A 21077-nucleotide genomic window follows, 5' to 3' on the forward strand; every position below is an offset into this window, starting at 1 on the left:
AAGCTCATGCGAGACCCCTGTCGACACCTTGTCACCATGCCCGATGAAAGGCGCCCGACAGCCACTCCTTCGGTCATGTGAGTCGCCTCACCCCGTGCCGATCGATGGAGCAGGTACCCAAAGGGAATGTCTGCCCCGCTACGACGCCGGTATGACGACATCAGACTCCCTGTCTGATACCTGCAGTCTAGACGACTCAGATGTCCCTAGCGTGTCAAAGATAAACGCAATTGCTTGCGAGCAACGTGACACCTCAAGCACGTGCTGCCGGAAAGGCAACCACTGCGGCAATATCACGCTCACCCAGTGCCAGCATGATCAGACGATCCAGCCCCAGCGCCACACCACTGCCTGCCGGCATCCCGGCGTGCAAGGCGGCCACCAGGCGCTGGTCTGCCGCGACCTGCGGCAGGCCTGCCGCATGACGCTCGGCATTGTCAGCCGCAAAGCGCGATGCCTGCTCGGCGGCATCGGTCAGCTCATCGTAACCGTTGGCCAACTCGATCCCTGCGACATACGCCTCGAAACGCGAGGCTACCCAATCCCCTTCAGCATCCCGATGCTTGCGTGCCAGCGCCGCCTGGGCCGCAGGATAGTCCGTCACCAGCTCCACGGCGCCCTGCCCCAATGTCGGCTCGATCACCAGACTCATCAGCGCATCCAGGCAGGTCTCATGGGACCAGTCACTGGCATCGACAGCGCACTCACGCCCGCATGCCGCGCGTACCTCGTCCAGAGAGGCACTGAACGGGTCCAGTGACAGCACTCGCCGGAAGAGATCACGGTAGGCCGTGACGGCAGGACCAGCCCCTGAGGCGTCTGATGCATCAGAGGTGTCCAGCAGCGACGACTTGCCGGTCAGCTGCGCCCCGAGCGCCATCACGCGCTGGATCAGCTCACAGGTTTCTTCGCTCAGGCCCTCGAGACTCATGCCGGGGCGATACCACTCCAGCATGCAGAACTCGGGGTTGTGGCGACGACTGACCTCACCATCGCGGAAGGCACGCGCGATCTGGAAGATCGGCCCGCTGCCGGCCGCCAGCAGACGCTTCATGTGGAATTCCGGCGAGGTCTGCAGCCACATCGGCACCCGTTCACGCTCACCGGGCAGTTGCAACGACGATGACAACGAGGCCAGCCCCACGTCGGTCGAGCCGGCCTGCCCCAGCACCGGCGTCTCCACCTCCAGCACCTCACGCTCGGCGAAGAAGGCCCGCACCTCATTGATCAGTCGTGCGCGCTGCACGAGTCGCTCTCGCGTCGCAGTGGGCGCCCAGTCTTGCGGCAAGGGGGGCTGGGGAGAATCAGAGGGAATATCGACGTCTGACATGGCGAGCTCGACGAGTGGATCAGCAAGGAACAGTGGCCAGCCTGCAGGATTGACCGGCACAAACGATGATGCCCCGCACGAGGCGAGGCATCAGAGGGGTCACGACGTGAGCGAAAAGGCTCAGGCGCGCGAGACGTACTCGGCGCTGCGCGTATCGACCTTGAGCACTTCGCCCTGGTTGATGAACAGCGGGACACGCACCACGGCACCGGAAGACAGCGTCGCCGGCTTGGAGCCACCGTTGGCGGTGTCACCCTTAAGGCCCGGATCCGTCTCGACGACTTCCAGCTCGATGAAGTTCGGCGGAGTCACCGCGATCGCGTTGTCATTCCACAGCGTGATGGTGTAGACGACCTGCTCTTTCAGCCACTTGATGTTGTCGCCCAGCGCCTTGCCATCGACGGCATACTGCTCGAAGGAGCCATCGGTACGCATGAAGTGCCACATTTCCCCGTCGGTGTAGAGGTATTCCATGTCGACTTCCATGACGTCGGCAGCTTCGATGCTCTCACCGGACTTGAACGTCCGCTCCCACACACGACCGGTCTTCAGGTTGCGCAGCTTGACGCGATTGAAGGCCTGCCCCTTGCCCGGCTTGACCAGCTCATTGTCAACGATGGCACAGGGGTCATTGTCCAGCATCACTTTCAGACCGGACTTGAATTCGTTGGTAGAATAATTGGCCATCTTGCTCGCTCTCGACTCGTTAACGGGTCTTGCCCGCCATGAATTCCAGATTGCCGCCTCACGGGCAGCAACCATGACTAAGAAGTGATGCGCATGATAACCCGAACCTCGCCATCCTTGCATACCATCACGCATGAGACGTGCGAAAGTCACGATGTGACGCCCCTCGCACTCCACTCGAGTCCGCGCGGTGACTGGCGTGCACAGCTGCGCGACGTCATTCGCTCTCCCGAGGCGCTGCTGGACCGCCTGGGACTGGATCACGAATGGCTTCCCGGCGCCAGCGACGGCCATGCCCTGTTCTCGATCCGCGTTCCCGAGGCCTATGCCAGCCGCATCCGCCCCCAAGACCCGAATGACCCGCTGCTGCGTCAGGTACTGCCACTGGACAGCGAGACGGACGTGCTCGACGGCTATGTCACCGACCCGCTGGAAGAAGCGGAGCACACCCCGCTCCCGGGACTGATCCACAAGTACACCAACCGGGTGCTGCTGATGGCCAGCGGTGGCTGCGCGATCAATTGCCGCTATTGTTTCCGGCGCCATTTTCCCTATGAAGACCACCAGCCCAGCCGCGCGCAATGGCAGGACATTCTCGACTACCTGCGCGCCGATGAGCGCATCCACGAGGTCATCCTCTCGGGTGGCGACCCGCTCGTGTCTCCCGACAGGCGACTGGCCTGGCTGGTGGAATCATTGGGCGAGATACCGCATCTCAAGCGTCTGCGTATCCACACCCGCCTGCCGGTGGTGATACCGGATCGCGTCAATGCCGAGCTGCTGGACTGGCTGAAGGCGACGCGGCTGCAGAAGGTGCTGGTCATCCACAGCAACCACGCCAACGAGCTGGACGCGGAGGTCGCCGCGGCCATGACACGCCTCAAGGCAGCCGGGGTCACCCTGCTCAACCAGAGCGTCATCCTGCGCGGCGTCAATGACTCGGTGGAAACGCAGACGGCCCTCGCCGAGCGACTGTTCGAGTGCGGGGTGCTGCCCTACTACCTGCATGCCTTCGACCCCGTCCAGGGCGCCGCCCACTTCGCGGTCAGCGATGAAGACGCCTGTGCCCTGATGGAGGCACTGCTGGAGCATCTGCCCGGCTTCCTGATGCCACGTCTGGTGCGCGAGATCCCCGGGCGCCGCTCCAAGACGCCCCTGAGTGGTGCTCACTCCCCGGGCCACCTTGCAGACCACGCCCAGACTGTCGGCCATGATGACCATCCGGACCCGACGAGAGCCACGCTGATTGCCCGCAGCTGAAATCCACCGATGAAATCCACCGATGAAATCCACCGATGAGATCAGCCGATGAGATCAGCCGATGAGGTCAGACCTTGAGGTCAGACCTGCGCCATGCGCGGTGCGCTTGCGAAAATCTGCTACCATCGCGGCCCCATTTCGCTAGAATCGCTGGCCATCATCACCATCGGCACACGCCCCAAGAGGCGTGGCCACGCTCAAGGAGCCCATCACATGCCTCATCTCGTCATTGATTATGCCGACAGTCTGGCCCCCAGCCTCGACATGGACGCGATCATGGATGACCTGCATGCCGCCGCCATGCAAAGCGGCCTGTTCAAGGAAAGCGACATCAAGGTGCGCGCGGAAAGCTGGCGTCACTGGCGCCTGGCGGGCAATCAGGCACCACTGGCGCACAAGCATGGCTTCGTCAACCTTCACTGCCATCAGCTGGAAGGCCGAAGCGATGACGACAAGTCGCGTCTGGCGGACATCCTGATGGAAGCCCTCAAGCCGCACTGCGAGGCCGCTCGCGAGGTCAGCGTGGAGATCGTCGAGATCACGCGCGCGACCTATCGCAAGCACAAGGCCTGACCCCTCAGGCAATAACGCAAGACGCCCCGCCGGCAGGCTGCCGCGGGGCGTCTTGCGTTATTGCACCTGTCCCCGGATATCGCCGTATCCGGGGCTCATGCGCGGTGTTCAGGTCCCTGTCATGGCCTGGGGAACGTGCAGCAGATCGTTCAGACGATGGGCATGCTCGGCAGCCTCACGACCCACGGAGGTCAGATAGCCACCATCGGGCAGCGTGGTCAGGCCCTTGGCGTGCAGACGTTCTGCCGCAGCGACCATGTCAGGACTGGCATCGTGGCGAATCTTCAAGCCCTTGAGGGCGGCGTCATGCGGGAACAGACACAGCAGGTGCAGTTCATCGTCATAGGGTGACGGCATGGGCAAACTCCTGACGGCGTGGCGAATGGCGTTTTGGGAGGGCGACAACAGACAGACTCCGAGTCGTCGGCGCCTGTCACCAGTCTAGTCACCGTGCACAAAACCACCCTGCTGCTTTGGGACTAGACCCCGTCCCATCCGCCCCGAGCATCGAAACGCCCCCACTGCAGACTCAGTGCTTGAGGTCCTGCTGGCGGTAGCCCATCAGATAGAGCACGGCATCAAGCCCCAGCGTCGAGATCGACTGACGCGCCTGTTCACGTACCAGCGGCTTGGCGCGGAAGGCGATGCCCAGCCCTGCTTCAGCAAGCATCTTGAGGTCGTTGGCACCATCCCCGACGGCGATGGTCTGCTCCATGCGCAGGCCGTGACGCTCGGCGATCTCGCGCAGCAGCAGCGCCTTGCGCTCGGCATCGACGATCGGTTCACGCACCTCACCGGTCACCTTGCCATCGACGATCACCAGCTCGTTGGCGTGGATCTCATCGAAGCCCAGCAGCTGCTGGAGGTGACGCGCGAAGTAGGTGAAGCCACCGGAGAGAATCGCGGTGCGATAGCCCAGCGCCTTGAGATTGGCCATCAGACGCTCGACCCCATCCATCAGCGGCAGGTTGGCGGCGATCTCCGCCAGCACCGACTCGTCCAGCCCCTTGAGCTTGCTCATTCGCTCACGGAAGCTTTCCTGGAAGTCCAGCTCACCGCGCATGGCACGCTCGGTGACTTGCGAGACTTCCTCGCCGACCCCATGACGACGCGCCAGCTCATCGATCACCTCGGTCTTGATCAGGGTCGAATCCATGTCGAAGCAGATCAGGCGGCGATGACGACGCCAGATATCGTCTTCCTGGATCGCGATATCGACACCATGCAGCGCGCCCAGCGCCAGCGCCTTCTCGCGCAGCGCATTGATGTCGGTCTCGTGCTCCGGCAGGCGCAGCCAGCACTCGACACAGGCGCCTTCGGCCGGTGACTCGCCATCCAGCGGTTCACGCCCCGACAGGCGATGCATCAGCTCGACGGTGATACCGAATTCCGCCGTCAGGCCGCCGACCTCGGCGAGAATGCCCGCCGGCAGCCGCGGCGCCAGCAGCGTCAGAATCCAGCGCGGGCGCTCCAGCTGATGGCTCCAGCGTGCATATTCCTCGGCGCCGACCTGCACGGCCTGCACATCCAGTCCCAGCTGTTCCCCGGCAGCACTCAGCGCCGCTTCCAGTTCGGACTGCGCCTCCAGTGCCACCAGCGCTTCCAGCGACACAAGCCCGAAGGTCACGCTCTGGTTGATATCCAGCAGACGTGCGCCACTGCGGGCCAGCGCCTGACCGAGCCCTGCCAGCTGTCCCGGACGAGCCGCACCGGTGGCGCGGATCAAGATACGTTGTGTCATCGGAAAATCGTTCCTGAGCAATGAATCATCAAGAGGTTACCTCCAGGGCAGCTCGCCACTGGCATCATCAACTGTCTACGGCCAGACGATCGACCTTCTGGAAGCCCTTGGGCAACTTGCTGCCGCGTCGGCCACGCTCGCCACGATAGTAGTCAAGATCCGCGCCCTTGAGCAGCGTCTTGCGCTTGCCGGCGTGCACCACCAGCGTGGCCCCGGCAGGCACGACCACCAGCGAGCGCACGAATTCCTCACGATTGGCGGCGCGTTCGCCCGGAATCGACAGCATCTTGTTGCCCTTGCCCTTGGACATTTCCGGCAACTCGGCGAGCGGGAAGACCAGCAGACGCCCTTCGTTGGACACCACCGCCACTTCCAGCGGCGCGGCATCCCCCTGCGCCGTCTCAGGCACCTCGGGGATCGCCACCGGCGGCAGCACCGCACAGCCGCGCGGCAAGGTCAGCGCCGCCTTGCCGGACTTGTTCTTGCCGGTGAGCTGCTCGAGCGTGGTCACGAAGCCATAGCCGCCATCGGAGGCCAGCAGATAGCGCGCCGAGGGCGCATCGAGCAGCAGTCCGACCATCGAAGCCCCCGCCGCCGGATTCATGCGCCCGGTGATCGGCTCGCCCTGCCCGCGCGCACTGGGCAGATTGTGCGCGGCCAGCGTGTAGGCGCGCCCGGTGTCATCCAGCAGCACCAGCGGCTGATTGGTCTTGCCGCGCGCCGCCAGATGGAAGCGATCGCCGGCCTTGTAGGACAGGCCTTCGGGGTCGATATCATGCCCCTTGGCGGCACGGATCCAGCCCTTCTCGGACAGCGCGACGGTGATCGGGTCGGCGCCCATCAGCTCGACTTCCGACAGCGCCTTGGCCTCGCCGCGTTCAACCAGCGGCGAGCGACGTGCATCGCCGAAGTCAGTGGCAGCTTGCTCAAGCTCACTGTCGATCAGGTCCGTCAGGGCCTCGTCATTGCCCAGCAGATGCTTGAGGTGCTTGCGCTCGCGCTTGAGCTCGTCCTGCTCGCCCCGCAGCTTCATCTCTTCGAGGCGTGCCAGGTGACGCAGACGCAGCTCGAGGATCGCCTCGGCCTGACGCTCGGAAAGCTGGAAGGTCTCGATCAGGCTGGCCTTGGGGTCTTCCTCCTCGCGGATGATGCGAATCACCTCGTCGAGATTCAGGTAAGCCGTCAGCAGCCCCTCGAGGATATGCAGACGATCCTCGACCTTGGCCAGACGATGCTCGAGACGGCGACGCACGGTGGCACGACGATAACGCAGCCACTCGGCCAGCATCTCGTGCAGCGCCATCACGCGCGGGCGACCCTTGAGGTCGATGACGTTCATGTTGACGCGCGCGTTCTTCTCGAGATCCGTGGTGGCGAACAGGTGCGCCATCAGGCCTTCGATATCGACCCGATTGGAGCGCGGCTGAATCAGCAGGCGCGTCGGGTTCTCGTGGTCGGACTCATCGCGCAGGTCCGCGACCATCGGCAGCTTCTTGGCCTGCATCTGGGCGGCGATCTGCTCGATCACCTTGGCGCCGGAGACCTGATACGGCAGCGCCGTGATCACGATATCGCCTTCTTCCAGCACATAGCGGGCGCGCATCTTCACGCTGCCACGACCGGTGCGATAGAGCTTTGCGAGGTCGGTGCGCGGCGTGATGATCTCCGCCTCGGTGGGGAAATCCGGTGCCGGCAGGAAATCCATCAGCTGATCGCTGTCGGAGTCCGGGTTGCGCAGCAGGTGGCGTGTGGCGGCCACGACTTCATGCACGTTGTGCGGCGGAATGTCGGTCGCCATGCCCACCGCGATGCCGGTGGTGCCGTTGAGCAGCACATTGGGCAGACGCGCCGGCAGTACCTTGGGCTCGTTCATGGTGCCATCGAAGTTGGGCACCCAGTCGACGGTGCCCTGGGAGAGCTCGGACAGCAGCACCTCGGAATATTTCGACAGACGCGATTCGGTGTAACGCATGGCCGCGAAGGACTTAGGGTCATCCTGGCTACCCCAGTTGCCCTGTCCATCCACCAGCGGATAGCGATAGCTGAACGGCTGCGCCATCAGCACCATGGCCTCGTAACAGGCGCTGTCACCATGCGGGTGGAACTTGCCCAGCACATCGCCGACGGTACGCGCCGACTTCTTGTACTTGGCGTTGGCCGTCAGGGACAGCTCGCGCATGGCGTAGACGATGCGGCGCTGTACCGGCTTCATGCCATCACCGACATGCGGCAGGGCGCGGTCGAGAATCACGTACATCGAGTAGTCGAGGTACGCCTTTTCGGTGTAGTCACGCAGGGCCAGACGTTCGACGTCACCCTCCGCGACCTGGATATCCATGCTCATGGGCACTTGACCTTGATTACGAGCGTAAAACCGGGGAGCGCCTGACTGTGGCGCTCCCGAAAGAATGCTGTCGCGCAGCTTGTCTGGCTTTCGAAGTTCAACTGCTATCGAAGCCCAGTTGGCTTTCGAAGTTCAAATGGCTGTGAAAGCTCAACCGATGATCAGACCTCGATGTCAGCCATGTTGCCGTAGTCCTCGAGCCAGCTCTTGCGATCACTGGCGCGCTTCTTGGCCAGCAGCATGTCGAGCATCTCGTGGGTGCCGTCATCCGCACTGCGCGTCAGCTGCACCAGGCGGCGAGTGTCCGGTGCCATGGTGGTCTCGCGCAGCTGCAGCGGGTTCATCTCACCCAGCCCCTTGAAGCGCTGCACGTTGGGCGTGCCACGCTTGCTCTCGAGCTGCTTGAGGATGTGCGCCTTCTCGCTCTCGTCCAGGGCGTAATGGACTTCCTTGCCCAGGTCGATGCGATACAGCGGCGGCATGGCGACGAAGACGCGCCCGGCATCCACCAGCGCCGGGAAGTGCCGCACGAACAGCGCGCACAGCAGCGTGGCGATGTGCAGGCCATCGGAGTCGGCATCCGCCAGGATGCAGACCTTGTGGTAGCGCAGCTTGGTGAGGTCATCCGAGCCCGGGTCCAGCCCGATGGCGACCGCGATGTCGTGGACTTCCTGGGAGGAGTAGATGTCATGCGACTCGACTTCCCAGGTATTGAGGATCTTGCCGCGCAGCGGCAGGATCGCCTGTGTCTCGCGGTTGCGACCCTGCTTGGCACTGCCGCCAGCCGAGTCCCCCTCGACCAGAAACAGCTCACTGTCGGCGGGGTCGGAGCTAGAGCAGTCCGAGAGCTTGCCCGGTAGCGCAGGCCCGGAAGTGACCTTCTTGCGCGCGACCTTCTTGGCGCTTTTCAGACGGCGCTGGGCCGCCGAGATCACCAGTTCCGCCAGCGCTTCGGCCTGGTCGACATGATGATTGAGCCACAGCGAGAAGGCGTCCTTGACCACGCCGGAGACGAAGGCCGCGACACTGCGCGAGGACAGGCGCTCCTTGGTCTGACCGGCGAACTGTGGATCGAGCATCTTCACCGACAGCACGAAGGCGGCGCGCTCCCACAGGTCATCCGCACTCAGCTTGACGCCACGCGGCAGCAGACTGCGGTAGTCACAGAATTCCTTGAGCGCCTCGAGCAGGCCGGAACGCAGGCCATTGACGTGGGTGCCGCCCAGCGGCGTGGGGATCAGATTGACGTAGGGCTCCTGCACCAGCTCGCCGCCTTCCGGCAGCCACTGGATGGCCCAGTCGACGCCATGCTCCTCATCCTCGAAATGACCGACGAACGGCGATTCCGGCAGTCGCTCGAAACCATCGGTGGCACCGAGCAGATAGTCGCGCAGGCCATCCTCGTAGTGCCAGGCCGTCTCGCTGCCATCCGTCTCGGTCAGCACGACCTTGAGCCCCGGGCACAATACCGCCTTGGCGCGCAGCAGGTGACGCAGGCGTGCCATCGCCAGACGCGGACTGTCGAAGTAGCTCTCGTCCGGCCAGAAACGTACCAGAGTGCCGGTATTGCGCTTGCCGACGGTACCGATCTGACTCAGCTCCTCGACCTTCTCGCCATTCTCGAAGGCAATGCGCTGACGCAGACCCTCACGGCAGACTTCCACCTCAAGGCGTGTCGACAGGGCGTTGACCACCGAGACCCCCACGCCGTGCAGGCCGCCCGAGAAGCGATAGCTGTCCTGGGAGAACTTGCCCCCCGCGTGCAGCTTGGTGAGGATCAGCTCGATCCCGGTCACACCATGCTCGGGGTGGATGTCAGTGGGCATGCCACGACCATCATCCGCCACCTCGATACCGCCGTCTTCCAGCAGCTTCACGCGTACTTCCTTCGCGTGACCCGCCAGCGCCTCATCGACGGAGTTGTCGATGACTTCCTGGACCAGGTGGTTGGGCCGAGTGGTATCGGTATACATGCCGGGCCGCTTGCGGACCGGTTCGAGGCCGGAGAGAACCTCGATGGAACTGGCGCTGTACTGACTCATCGCAGCCTTGTGTCCTTGGTGTTGACGTCCGGCAGACGCATCACGGATGGCGATGCCTCTGCCTGATTTTCTGAAGAGAGTCGCCGCTGGCCGAACGATCCGATGACGGATTCATCTTCCTGTCCGGCCCGCACGCCCAACCGTCCTCGACACGTTAGCAGGGTGCGACGTGGAAGGATGTCGCAAGCGACGGGGCCAGACGATGGCCGGCATGCGCCATGATGGCAGGCAGGTACTCCGCCAGTCTGGCAAATCCATGATCCCCTCCCGGCGTGAGGATCAGCCGGCAATCCTGATAGAGGCTTGCGGCATCGTTGACGTCCAATGTCTCGTCCGCCGTGGCAAGCAGCACGAGGGTGCGCTGCGGCGTGACGGGGATCGCTTCCAGTGCGGCCAGCGCCGGACCGAATGCTTCGGTGACGGTGAAGGACTCGCCGGTATAGGGGTTGGCGTGGGTCGACCCCAGCCATGCCGTGACAAGCCTGACCGGGCGCACGGCTGGATTGATCAATACCGTGCGCGGCCCCTGACGCCATACGCTCTGCTCGCGGCCCTGGGGTCCATCGAGTCGCGCAGCCTCACGCGCGGCAAGCCAGGTGCTCAGAAAGCCACCCATGGAGCTGCCGATCACCACGATGGCGTCGTCACAGGCAGGGTCAGCCGGGTCGAGATCCAACTGCGCGCAGAGCGCCTGGTAGGCCTCCTCCACCACCGCCTGCCCGGCAGCGGGTTGAGGTGGGATGTCAGGCGCGACGCAGGGCAGACCGAATTCGGCGGCCGCACGCTTCATCAACTGCGCCTTGGGCGAGCAACTGGCCGAGTTGAAACCATGCAGGTACAACACGCCCCTGACCGGAGGAACGACAACGCCTGCCTGCGCAGGGTAATGGGGACGGCTCATCAGCGCTCCCGACACGCGCGAACCGAACGGCTCACGCTCGGTTCGCGGCAAGGTGTCTAGTGTAAACGATTGATTCCCATATAGGATAGCGAGAATACTGTATAAATCAACAGAGGATGATCGCCTGCGTGATCCCCCGTCAGCGCGGGTCCTGCCCCTGGGCGGCCCACACGGACTCGATCAAGGCACGACTGGAAGCGTCCAGCTGCTCGAAGCCTTCTCCCGTGGTCATGGTCGCTTCCGTCGCGGTGGCGATCTGCTTGCCCAGCTCCACGCCCCACTGATCGAACGGATTGATGTCCCAGATGGTGGCCTGGACGAAGACCTTCTGCTCGTAGAGCGCGATCAGGGCCCCCAGGGTTTCCGGCGTCAGCGCTTCCAGCAGCAAGGTGGTCGAGGGCTGATTGCCACGATAACGCTTGTGATTCGGCTGGGCCTCGTCACCCGGTATCGCGTCATCGCCCAGCATCAGCACGCGCGACTGGGCAAAGCAGTTGGCCAGTGTCAGACGGTGCTGCGCCTTGAGGTGGGCACGGGTCTCGGCGTCCTCGACATGGTCATAGCGACGCATCGGCGCGATGAAGTCACATTCCACTGCCTGGGTACCCTGATGCAGCAGCTGATAGAAGGCATGCTGGGCGTTCGGGCCCAGCTGGCCCCACAGCACCGGGCAGGTGGAGTAATCGACCATCTCGCCATCGTTGGTGACCGACTTGCCGTTGGATTCCATTTCCAGCTGCTCGAGGTAGCTGGCGAAGTATTCCAGGCGGCCGTCGTAGGGCAGGATGGAGTGGGCGCGAATATCGAGGAAGTTGTTGTTCCAGATACCCGCCAGCGCCAGCAATACCGGCAGATTGTCTTCCAGCGGTGCGGTGCGGAAATGCTCATCCAACTCATGCGCCCCCGCCAGCAGGCGACGGAAGTTGTCCATGCCGACATTGAGCGCGATGGGCAGTCCGATGGTGCCCCACAGCGAGTAGCGCCCGCCGACCCAGTCCCAGAACAGCAGCTGATGTTCCGGCGCGATCCCCCACTCGCTCATCTTCTCCGGCTTGGCGGATGCGCCGATGAAGTGCTGGCGATTGATCAGTCCTTCCAGACGGCCTTGCGGGTCAAGGCGCGACTTCAGCCAGTCACGCGCGGTGCGCGCATTGGAGAGCGTGTCGATGGTGGAGAATGACTTGGACGACAGGATGAACAAGGTGGTTTCCGGACTGAATGACTGCAGGTAGTCCGCCAGCTGTGAGCCATCCATGGTCGAGGCGAAGTGTACGCCGACCTCATGGACACCCTTGGGACGACAATCGCTCAGCGCGCTCGAGACCATCAGCGGCCCCAGGTCCGAGCCACCGACCCCCAGATTGACCACATCGGTGATCGGCTTTCCGGTGGCACCACGCCACTGCCCGCTATGGAAGGTCTCGACCATCTCGGCGAGCCGCTCGAGGCTCTCGTGGATGGCAGGTACCACATCCTCGCCATCCACCTCGAGACTTGCTGAGCGTGGCAGACGCAGGGCCGCGTGCAGGGCCGGGCGATCTTCCGAGCGATTGACGTGCTCACCGGCCAGCAGACGCTTGATGCCCTGCTCGACACCGGTTTCCCGCGCCAGCTCCAGCAGCAGCTCCAGGGTCTCCTGCTTGAGCCGCTGCTTGGAGAGATCCAGGCGCAGGCCCGCGGCAGAACGGGTGAAGGTCGTCACTCGATCGCGCCCTTGCGCCGCATTTTCGGCGAACAGGTCCTTCAGGTGCACATCGGCCATCTGCTCCTGATGATGACGCGCGAGGGCCTGCCAGGCCTGACTGTTACGGCGGGCAGAACGTGCAGACGATGGAGTGGACATGGCCACCTCTCTCCTTGAAGTGTCGCGACCGGCCCTGCGTGGCCCGGTCAGAAATCGGTTGATGGAGGCATCATCGGTAAGCCGCGGCGGGTGCGTCAGGCACCTCGAATGCGTAGAATGGCGGGCCCAGCAGGGCACTCAGCCCAGCCGCTCCCCGGCCAATGGCATGTCGCCCAGGCCCTCTGCCCGATGAAGCCTTGATCCATGAGTGATGCATCTTACCGTGACGCGATATTTACGACACCCCTTGACCGTGTTGCCAGCTTCTCCTTCGACGAACAGGTCGTCAGCTGCTTCCCGGACATGCTGCGCCGTTCGGTGCCGGGGTACGGTCAGATCATCGCCATGCTGGGGCTGATGGCCCGCGCTCACCTGCGCCCTGGCGCACGCGTCTATGATCTGGGCTGCTCGCTGGGGGCTGCCAGCATGGCATTGGCACGTGAGATGGCGGCCCAGGACATCGAGATCGAAGCCGTCGATCTGTCCCGGCCGATGGTCGAGCGCGCCAGCCGCGAGCTCGCCGACGCCTTCCCGGACCATCGCATCAACGTCAGTGAAGCCGATATCCGCACCCTGGAGTACCAGCCTGCCGGAATGATCGTGGTCAACTTCACCCTGCAGTTTCTGCCGCCGCAGGACCGCGACGCCGTGATCGACAAGCTGTTTGCGGCGCTGGAGCCCGGCGGCGTGCTGATCCTGTCCGAGAAGATCATCAGCGACGACCCGGTCGAGAACGCCTGGTTGATCGAGCGCTATCACGACTTCAAGCGCGCCAACGGCTACTCCGACCTCGAGATCTCGCAGAAACGCGAAGCGCTGGAGGACGTGATGAAGCCCGACAGTCTCACCACTCACCATGCGCGCCTGGCACGCGCCGGCTTCGCGCGCAGCCACACCTGGCTGCAATACCTGAACTTTGCCTCGATGGTCGCTTTCAAAGCCGCCGAATGACCGCTACGCCTGCACGGACCCGACCCAGCGCATGAGCATTTCCCCCTACGATCGTGATCTTTACCGCGCCTTCACCGAGCTTGCCTGTGAGCCAGGCGCCGTCGGTGACGGCTTCGCCCGCTGGCTGGGCGCCCTGCCCGAGCAACTGGCCAAGGGTCTGGACCGCAAGCGCCATGCTGACCTCAAGGCCTGGCATGGCGCGCTGGAGAAGCTGCCGACGCTACCTGACGAGCGCGAGGTGCAGCTGGACGCCGACCGTGTGGGCGCTCGCTTCCCGACAGGCCTGAGCACGGGCCAGCAACGCCAGAGCGAGAATCTGCTGCGTGCGATGATGCCGTGGCGCAAGGGCCCCTATCAGCTCGACGAGATCCATATCGATACCGAATGGCGCTCCGACTGGAAGTGGCAGCGCCTCGCGCCGCATCTGTCGGATCTCACTCACCGTCGCGTGCTGGATGTCGGGGGCGGCAATGGTTACCACGGCTGGCGCATGGTCGGCGCTGGTGCCGCCTTCACGCTGGTGATCGACCCTTCCCCGCGCTTCTACTGCCAGTTCCATGCCGTGCGTCACTTCATCGGCGCGGATCACCCTCAGGGGCGCAATCTGCACTTCCTGCCGGTGGGCATCGAGGACGTCCCCGCGAAGATGGCCGCCTTCGACACCGTGTTCTCGATGGGGGTGCTCTATCATCGCCCCTCGCCGATGGACCACCTCTTCCAGCTGCGCGATGCCCTGCGCCCCGGCGGCGAACTGGTGCTGGAAACCCTGGTGGTGGAAGGTGACGTGACGATGGTACTGATGCCCGGCGAGCGCTACGCCGCGATGCCCAACGTCTACTTCCTGCCGTCCTCCCGGGCGCTGGCCCACTGGTGTGAGCGCGCCGGTTTCAAGGACGTGCGCATCGTCGATGAAGCGGTGACCACGCTGGATGAGCAACGCTCGACCGACTGGATGACCTATCACTCGCTGAGCGACTTCCTCGACCCTGACGACCCACGCCTGACCCGTGAAGGCCATCCGGCACCACGGCGTGCGGTGCTGATCGCCACGCGCGCCTGATCTGCGCAGCACCTTCTCTCCCAGCGGTGTCTGCGCCGGGGCAGACAAAGACGGCGGCGCTCATCGAGCACCGCCGTCTTCGTCTCTCGTGTCATACGATGCCCAACCGCCGGGCCTGTCGATACAGATTGCCGCGATCGACCTTGAGCCTGCGCGCGGCCTCTGCCCAGTTGCGATCACTCGCCAGCCAGACCCGCGAGATGTGCTCGCGCTGAAACGCCTCGGTGGCATCACGCAGCCCCAGCGCTTCATCGATGTCCTGCAGGACATGACGCTGCGCCGGGTTCGCTCTCCCCGCCTGAATCGTGCCATGCCCCTCCTGTGCGGCGTGGAGGGCAATGCCACCGGCCTGCTCGTGCGCCACCTCGGCACTCGCCTCCAGCCCCAGCAACTCCGGCGTGATCACCACCAGCTGACGCCCATCGGCGCGCAGGCGCGTCGGATGAGCCCCCTGCGCCAGCCGCGCATGCAGGGCGGCACGACTCAGGCAGTGCTCCAGCTCACGCACGTTGCCGGGCCACGGGTAGTCACACAGCAGACGCTCCGCCGCCGGCGTCAGGCGCAGGTTGCCCAGCCCGAGGCGCGTGCGGTTGTGCTCGAGAAAGGTTCCCGCCAGCGCCAGCAGATCCGCTCGTCCGCGCTCACGCAGCGGCGGTACCCTGAGCGGATAGACGCTCAGGCGGTGGTAGAGATCTTCGCGGAAATGCCCGGCGGCGACTTCGGCCTCGAGGTCACGATTGGTCGCCGCGATGACGCGCACGTCCACGCTGACCACGCGATCGCTGCCCAACGGCTGCAATTCACCTTCCTGCAGCACCCGCAGCAGCTTGGGCTGTAACGCCAGTGGCAGCTCACCGATCTCGTCCAGCAGCAGGGTGCCGCCATCGGCCATCACGAAATGACCACGGTGATCATGGGACGCACCGGAGAAGGCCCCTCGCCGATGCCCGAACAGCGCACTCTCGACCAGTTCCGGTGCCAGCGCGGCACAGTTGATGCGCACCAGAGGCCGACTGGCGCGACGCGACGCATCGTGCAACCGCTGGACCACGCCCTCCTTGCCCACCCCGGTCTCGCCCGTCACCAGCACCGTCATGTCGGTATCGGCTACCGCTTCCAGCTGTGCCTCCAGTCTCGCCATCGCTGGCCCGCGCTGCGGACAGGTCCTCTGGGCCTGCGGTGTCATGCCCGGCGCAAGCGCTGCCATGCCGGTCAGCGGAGCGGCCCCACGCTCAAGCCGTGATGCCAGCGCCAGACAGCAGGTGGGCAGCGTCAGCAGGTCATGAAGCTCCTGATGCTCCTGATGCTCCTGATGCTCCTGATGCTCCTGATGCTCCTGATGCTCCTGCGCCAGGACGTCTGCCAGCTCGGCATCGCCGACCTGCCGTACCTCCAGCGCTTCCAGCGGGGCCAACACGCCGGGTGTCAGCGCATCGAAGGTCATCACGCCCAGCAACCTGTCCCCTTCGCGCAGCGCGATACCCGCACAGTCGTGCACCAGCAGATCCGGCCCATGCACTTCCCCCAACAGGCCATCGAAGGGGTCCGGCAGGTCACTGTCCACCGCGAAGCGATAGACACCGGTGTGCTCGGCAATCGCCTTGAGCCGCGGATGCTCTGACAACGCAAAGCGCCGGCCGCGCACCTCGGCAGGTAGCCCATGCGTGGCCAGCGGCAGCAACTCGTCACGCTCCGGCAGATAGCGCATCAGCGTCGCGGCCTCGCCGGGCAGACGCTGCATGATCACGGCCAGCAGACGGGTCCATGGCAAGGCACGCCGCTTGCCGCCCTCCTCTTCCGTCAACCAGGCAGCAAGCCAGGCGTTCAGGGCGGCAAGGGGCGTATCATTGCGTGGCAAGGGAGTCTCGGGCATGCGGGATTCCTGACGTCAGTCAACCGGAAATGGCGGGCGAGGTACTGGATGATGAGCACGCGGCTCACGCGACGGCGTGTCGCAAGACATCGTCATGGTGACAGATGATGTCATCATGACACGCAAGATGTCATCTTGACACATTCTCACGTCGTGTATTTTTCACATCACCGCTCTCGAGGGCGCATGGATACTGGCCTGACGAGTTGGCATGGCCCTTGCTATCTTCATGGCGACATTCATCACGAGGTATCGTCATGCTGACCAACGCCCAGGAAGACCTGATCGCCGCCACCGCTCCCGTCGTCGCCGAGCACCTCAACGCCATTACCGCGCGCTTCTATCCGCTGATGTTCGAGCGCTATCCCGAAGTGAAGCCGCTGTTCAATCAGACGCACCAGGCCAGTGGTGGTCAAGCCCGTGCACTGGCCGGCGCCGTGCTCGCCTATGTCGGCGCACGCCACTCGCGTGAAGCGGTGGACCGCCTGCTCGCGCCCGTGGTCAGCAAGCACGTCTCGCTCAATATCCTGCCCGAGCACTACCCCATCGTCGGCGAGTGCCTGATGGCCGCCATCGGTGAGGTGCTGGGAGACGCCGTCACGCCGGAGATCGCCGACGCCTGGGGCGCCCTCTACGGAGAGCTGGCCGCCGTGCTGATCGCCGCCGAGCAGGGCCGCTACGACAGCTTCGCTGCCACCCGCGGCGGCTGGCAGGGGCTGCGCCGCTTTCGCATCGTGCGCACGGAGGACGAGAGCCGCGAGATTCGCTCGCTGTACCTGGCGCCAGTGGAAGGTCCGATGTTCTCCTTCCTGCCGGGCCAGTACATCGGCATGCGCCTGACGACACCGCAGGGCGTGATCCACCGTCATTACAGCCTGTCACACGCGCCGGACGAGCGCTTCTGCCGCATCTCGGTCAAGCGTGAAGACCACGGCCAGTCCAGCCAGTATCTGCATGCGCTGAATGTGGGTGACGAGATCGATCTGCTGCCGCCGGCCGGCGAGCTGACCTTCGAGCATGCCGCGCCCCAGAGCCCCGAGGCCCCGGTACTGCTGCTGTCTGCCGGCGTCGGCCAGACACCGATGCTCTCGCTGCTGGAGGCAGCGCTCGCGGCGGGCCGTCAGGTGATCTATCTGCATGCGGCCCGCAATCCCGAGGTACATGCCTTCGACACCACGCTGCAATCACTGGTCGCGCAGTATCCCGAGCAGCTGCATTATCAGGTCTGCTACGAGAAGGCTGACACTCTGCCGACGCATGCGCACCTGGGCATCATCGAGCGCGACTGGCTGGCACGTCAGATTGCCGCGACAGGTGCCAGTGCCGAGTCCCTGCAGGCCTTCGTGATCGGTCCGCATGGCTTCATGCAGAGCATGATCCAGCACCTCAATCGCATCGGCGTACCGCTCACCCAGTGCCATCATGAGCACTTCGGCCCCTCCACACCGCTTGCCATCGACGCCGCTGCCGCCTGATGCGCTGACGTGACCCGCACCATGCAAAAAGCCCCCATCGCCTTGCGGCCATGGGGGCTTCTGCGTTCTCCGGCTTCATATCCAGCAGGCCGTGTTGTTATCGCGTGTCCAGCGTTGTTGTTATCGGGTCATGCGACGGAGTCGACCGTGCCGGCTCGACTCCGTTACCGCGACTCATGTTGCCAAGGCTCAGTTGCCACGGCTCAGTTGCCAAGACTCTGTTGCAAAGGCTCTGTTGCAAAGACTCAGCTGCCACGGCCCAGCAGCTCACGCACGTCGCGGGCTTCCCAGTGCGGGAAGTGCTTGCGTACCAGCGCGTTGAGATCGGCTTCAAACGCGGCCCAATCGGTCTGCTGCGTGGTTGCCTGCGTGCCGGAGCGGCCCACGCCACGAATCATGCCCGCGCCGACGGTCACGTTGCTCAGACGATCGATGACGATGAAGCTGCCGGTGCCCGGGCTTGAACGGTAGTCGTCCACCGGCACCGACTGGGTCAGCTCGAGCTGGACGCGGCCGATGGCGTTCAGTGCCAGGCTGTCGCCCTCGTGATGTTCCAGCGTGTTGACGTCGTAGAGGTAATCGATGGCACTGACCTGCCCGGTCAGATCACGGGTCGCCAGCTTGATATCGTACTGACGGCCCGGTTGCAGCGGCTTCTCGTGCATCCAGACGACATCTGCTTCCAGCGCATTGGAGAGCGGCAGTTCGGCGTCTGCCGCCACCAGCCAGTCACCGCGCGAGATGTCGATCTCGTCGTCAAGCGTCAGCGTGATGGCCTGGCCCGGATAGGCGATCTCGAGGTCGCCATCGAAGGTGACGATGCGCTCGATGGTCGAGATCTTGCCGGACGGCAGCACCTTGACGCTGTCACCCGGACGCACGACACCGGCCGCCAGCGTGCCGCAGTAGCCACGGAAATCCAGATTGGGACGATTGACGTACTGCACCGGGAAGCGCAGATCGCTGAGGTTCTGATCGCGAGTCAGCTCGACGGTTTCCAGCACCTCCAGCAGCGACGGTCCGGCCTGACCATCGACGGTGTACCAGTCAAGTGACGGGCTGCGATTGACGACGTTGTCGCCCTTGAGCGCGGACATCGGCACGAAGCGGATATCCGGTGCATTCAACTTGTCGGCGAATTCCTGATACTCGGCGACGATCTCGTTGAAGCGCGCCTCGGAGTAGTCGACCAGATCCATCTTGTTGACCGCGATCACCAGATGCTGGATCCCCAGCAGGTCGGCGATGAAGCTGTGACGACGGGTCTGGGTCTGCACGCCGTAGCGCGCATCGATCAGAATGATCGCCAGGCTCGCGGACGAGGCACCGGTGGCCATGTTGCGGGTGTACTGCTCATGCCCCGGGGTATCGGCGATGATGAACTTGCGCTTGTCGGTCGAGAAGAAGCGATAGGCGACATCGATGGTGATGCCCTGCTCGCGCTCGGACTGCAGGCCATCGACCAGCAGGGCCAGATCGACTTCATCACCGGTGGTGCCACTGGTCTTGGAGGCCTGGGTGATGGAGGCCAGCTGATCTTCATAGATCAGCTTGGAATCGAACAGCAGACGACCGATCAGGGTCGACTTGCCGTCATCGACGCTACCGCAGGTGATGAAGCGCAGCAGGTCCTTGCGCTCGTGTTCTTGCAGGTAGGCTTCGATATCCGCGGAAATCTTGTCTGACGCGTGGGACACACTCTTCTCCTTGCCGCTGTCATGGGCCTGATGAGCTGGCGAGCCAGTATCACGAGCCAGTGCCTCGTGAGGCTGCGAGCCGATTCATCAGGCGAATTGTTCGTTCAGGTCATCAAGCACGAGGCGGAATCAACAGGATGGGGCCTCGTGAGGAAATGGGCCTAGCGAGAATTGGCGACTAGAAATACCCTTCGCGCTTCTTCTTCTCCATCGAGCCTGCCTGATCGTGATCGATGGCACGCCCAGAGCGCTCGCTGGTACGGGTCAGCAGCATTTCCTGGATGATTTCCGGCAGGGTCGCGGCGGTGGATTCCACGGCGCCGGTCAGCGGGTAGCACCCCAGGGTGCGGAAGCGCACGGACTTCATCTCCGGCACTTCGCCTTCCTTGAGCGGCAGACGGTCGTCGTCGACCATGATGTCGAGGCCATCACGCTTCACCACCGGACGCACGGCAGAGTAGTAGAGCGGCACGATCTTGATGGACTCGAGGTAGATGTACTGCCAGATGTCCAGCTCGGTCCAGTTGGAGAGCGGGAAGACGCGGATGGACTCGCCCTTGTTGATCTTGGAGTTGTAGATGTTCCACAGCTCCGGACGCTGATTCTTGGGGTCCCAGCGGTGGTACTGGTCACGGAAGGAGTAGACGCGTTCCTTGGCCCGCGAGGCTTCCTCGTCACGACGCGCACCGCCGAAGGCCGCATCGAAACCATGCTTGTCCAGCGCCTGCTTCAGCGACTGGGTCTTCATGATGTCGGTGTACTTGGCGCTGCCGTGCTCGAACGGATTGATGTTCGCCTCGACGCCTTCCTGATTGATGTGCTCGATCAGTTCCATGCCGACTTCCGCGGCCATCTCATCGCGGAACTTGATCATCTCCTGGAATTTCCAGGTGGTGTTGACGTGCATCAGGGGGAACGGCGGCACGCCCGGCGCGAAGGCCTTGCGCGCCAGATGCAGCATCACGGCGGAGTCCTTGCCGATGGAGTAGAGCATGACCGGATTGGAGAACTCGGCCGCCACTTCACGAATGATGTGGATGGACTCGGCCTCGAGCTGCTTGAGGTGGGTCTGACGTTCGGGGGTAAGCATCGCGTGCGGCAACCTCGTGAGCGCTGGGAGTCGCCCTGGAAGGCGGCCCGTGACAATCAGTGGGCGTGCCCGCGGGTCGTGTCGATCGAGATGACTCTCACTCTCTCACCCCCCACGGAGCATGCTGGATACCGATACGGTACCCGCGCCGCCTTGATAACGTCAAAGAATCAGAAAATATCTTTTAAGATCAAAAATGAATACCTGACT

At 63.8% G+C, this 21077-nt stretch carries 15 protein-coding genes and 1 pseudogene; 5 read left to right on the forward strand and 11 right to left on the reverse strand.

Annotated features, from left to right (window positions below; all coding sequences use genetic code 11):
• Positions 1–253 precede the first annotated feature (253 nt).
• Both epmA and efp read right to left on the reverse strand, forming a co-directional pair.
• Complete coding sequence (gene epmA / locus BOH68_RS11635; RefSeq protein WP_103751414.1) at positions 254–1288, reverse strand: EF-P lysine aminoacylase EpmA; 1035 nt, start codon at positions 1286–1288, stop codon at positions 254–256.
• A 162-nt stretch (positions 1289–1450) separates the two neighbouring features.
• Complete coding sequence (gene efp / locus BOH68_RS11640) at positions 1451–2017, reverse strand: elongation factor P (RefSeq protein WP_077374233.1); 567 nt, start codon at positions 2015–2017, stop codon at positions 1451–1453.
• A gap of 156 nt (positions 2018–2173) precedes the next feature.
• Here efp and epmB point away from each other — a divergent pair, with 156 nt between their 5' ends.
• Positions 2174–3277 (forward strand): EF-P beta-lysylation protein EpmB, encoded by a 1104-nt coding sequence (epmB, locus tag BOH68_RS11645; RefSeq protein ID WP_258038212.1) that lies wholly within the window; start codon positions 2174–2176, stop codon positions 3275–3277.
• A 213-nt stretch (positions 3278–3490) separates the two neighbouring features.
• Entirely contained in the window at positions 3491–3850 is a 360-nt protein-coding gene (locus tag BOH68_RS11650; RefSeq protein WP_077374236.1) for a 5-carboxymethyl-2-hydroxymuconate Delta-isomerase, read from the forward strand.
• A gap of 108 nt (positions 3851–3958) precedes the next feature.
• Here BOH68_RS11650 and BOH68_RS11655 read toward each other — a convergent pair whose 3' ends face one another.
• The 6 genes from BOH68_RS11655 to pgi all read right to left on the reverse strand — a co-directional run bounded on the left by BOH68_RS11655 (position 3959) and on the right by pgi (position 12721).
• Positions 3959–4207, reverse strand: a complete 249-nt coding sequence (locus BOH68_RS11655) for a TIGR02647 family protein (protein ID WP_077374239.1) — start codon at positions 4205–4207, stop codon at positions 3959–3961.
• Positions 4208–4379: 172 nt separating this feature from the next.
• The gene (serB, locus tag BOH68_RS11660; RefSeq protein WP_077374242.1) at positions 4380–5591 is read right to left on the reverse strand and encodes a phosphoserine phosphatase SerB; all 1212 of its coding nucleotides are present in this window, start codon (positions 5589–5591) and stop codon (positions 4380–4382) included.
• A gap of 67 nt (positions 5592–5658) precedes the next feature.
• A complete protein-coding gene (gene parC / locus BOH68_RS11665; protein ID WP_077374245.1) occupies positions 5659–7935 on the reverse strand; it encodes a DNA topoisomerase IV subunit A in 2277 nt (758 codons plus the stop codon).
• A 161-nt stretch (positions 7936–8096) separates the two neighbouring features.
• Complete coding sequence (parE, locus tag BOH68_RS11670) at positions 8097–9977, reverse strand: DNA topoisomerase IV subunit B (RefSeq protein WP_077374248.1); 1881 nt, start codon at positions 9975–9977, stop codon at positions 8097–8099.
• Between the two features lie 154 nt (positions 9978–10131).
• Positions 10132–10878 (reverse strand): YqiA/YcfP family alpha/beta fold hydrolase, encoded by a 747-nt coding sequence (locus BOH68_RS11675; protein WP_077374251.1) that lies wholly within the window; start codon positions 10876–10878, stop codon positions 10132–10134.
• A 139-nt stretch (positions 10879–11017) separates the two neighbouring features.
• Complete coding sequence (gene pgi / locus BOH68_RS11680; protein ID WP_077374254.1) at positions 11018–12721, reverse strand: glucose-6-phosphate isomerase; 1704 nt, start codon at positions 12719–12721, stop codon at positions 11018–11020.
• 204 nt (positions 12722–12925) lie between these two features.
• Here pgi and cmoA point away from each other — a divergent pair, with 204 nt between their 5' ends.
• Together cmoA and cmoB are read left to right on the forward strand one after the other, a co-directional pair.
• Complete coding sequence (gene cmoA / locus BOH68_RS11685) at positions 12926–13672, forward strand: carboxy-S-adenosyl-L-methionine synthase CmoA (protein WP_077374257.1); 747 nt, start codon at positions 12926–12928, stop codon at positions 13670–13672.
• Positions 13673–13703: 31 nt separating this feature from the next.
• Positions 13704–14732 (forward strand): tRNA 5-methoxyuridine(34)/uridine 5-oxyacetic acid(34) synthase CmoB, encoded by a 1029-nt coding sequence (gene cmoB, locus BOH68_RS11690; RefSeq protein WP_077374260.1) that lies wholly within the window; start codon positions 13704–13706, stop codon positions 14730–14732.
• Positions 14733–15201: 469 nt separating this feature from the next.
• Here cmoB and BOH68_RS11695 read toward each other — a convergent pair.
• Positions 15202–16332, reverse strand: a pseudogene (locus BOH68_RS11695) (sigma 54-interacting transcriptional regulator); the annotation flags it as partial.
• 530 nt (positions 16333–16862) lie between these two features.
• Here BOH68_RS11695 and BOH68_RS11700 point away from each other — a divergent pair.
• Entirely contained in the window at positions 16863–18080 is a 1218-nt protein-coding gene (locus BOH68_RS11700) for a globin domain-containing protein (protein WP_077374267.1), read from the forward strand.
• 245 nt (positions 18081–18325) lie between these two features.
• Here the strand turns inward: BOH68_RS11700 and cysN are convergent, their stop codons facing one another.
• Positions 18326–19777: a sulfate adenylyltransferase subunit CysN gene (gene cysN, locus BOH68_RS11705; protein WP_077374270.1), complete on the reverse strand. Its 1452-nt coding sequence runs from the start codon at positions 19775–19777 to the stop codon at positions 18326–18328.
• 178 nt (positions 19778–19955) lie between these two features.
• Positions 19956–20867 (reverse strand): sulfate adenylyltransferase subunit CysD, encoded by a 912-nt coding sequence (gene cysD / locus BOH68_RS11710; protein ID WP_077374273.1) that lies wholly within the window; start codon positions 20865–20867, stop codon positions 19956–19958.
• Between the last annotated feature and the right edge of the window lie 210 nt (positions 20868–21077).

The sequence above is a fragment of the Cobetia sp. MM1IDA2H-1 genome (assembly GCF_002916775.2).
Lineage (GTDB): Bacteria > Pseudomonadota > Gammaproteobacteria > Pseudomonadales > Halomonadaceae > Cobetia > Cobetia marina.

Excerpts from the sequence above, each read along its gene's own strand:
- parC (WP_077374245.1), bottom strand. The coding sequence starts at position 7,935 with ATGAGCATGGATATCCAGGTCGCGGAGGGTGACGTCGAACGTCTGGCC.
- pgi (WP_077374254.1), bottom strand. The coding sequence starts at position 12,721 with ATGTCCACTCCATCGTCTGCACGTTCTGCCCGCCGTAACAGTCAGGCC.
- BOH68_RS11650 (WP_077374236.1), top strand. The coding sequence starts at position 3,491 with ATGCCTCATCTCGTCATTGATTATGCCGACAGTCTGGCCCCCAGCCTC.
- BOH68_RS11655 (WP_077374239.1), bottom strand. The coding sequence starts at position 4,207 with ATGCCGTCACCCTATGACGATGAACTGCACCTGCTGTGTCTGTTCCCG.
- cmoA (WP_077374257.1), top strand. The coding sequence starts at position 12,926 with ATGAGTGATGCATCTTACCGTGACGCGATATTTACGACACCCCTTGAC.
- cysD (WP_077374273.1), bottom strand. The coding sequence starts at position 20,867 with ATGCTTACCCCCGAACGTCAGACCCACCTCAAGCAGCTCGAGGCCGAG.
- parE (WP_077374248.1), bottom strand. The coding sequence starts at position 9,977 with ATGAGTCAGTACAGCGCCAGTTCCATCGAGGTTCTCTCCGGCCTCGAA.
- BOH68_RS11700 (WP_077374267.1), top strand. The coding sequence starts at position 16,863 with ATGCTGACCAACGCCCAGGAAGACCTGATCGCCGCCACCGCTCCCGTC.
- efp (WP_077374233.1), bottom strand. The coding sequence starts at position 2,017 with ATGGCCAATTATTCTACCAACGAATTCAAGTCCGGTCTGAAAGTGATG.
- serB (WP_077374242.1), bottom strand. The coding sequence starts at position 5,591 with ATGACACAACGTATCTTGATCCGCGCCACCGGTGCGGCTCGTCCGGGA.
- BOH68_RS11675 (WP_077374251.1), bottom strand. The coding sequence starts at position 10,878 with ATGAGCCGTCCCCATTACCCTGCGCAGGCAGGCGTTGTCGTTCCTCCG.
- cmoB (WP_077374260.1), top strand. The coding sequence starts at position 13,704 with ATGAGCATTTCCCCCTACGATCGTGATCTTTACCGCGCCTTCACCGAG.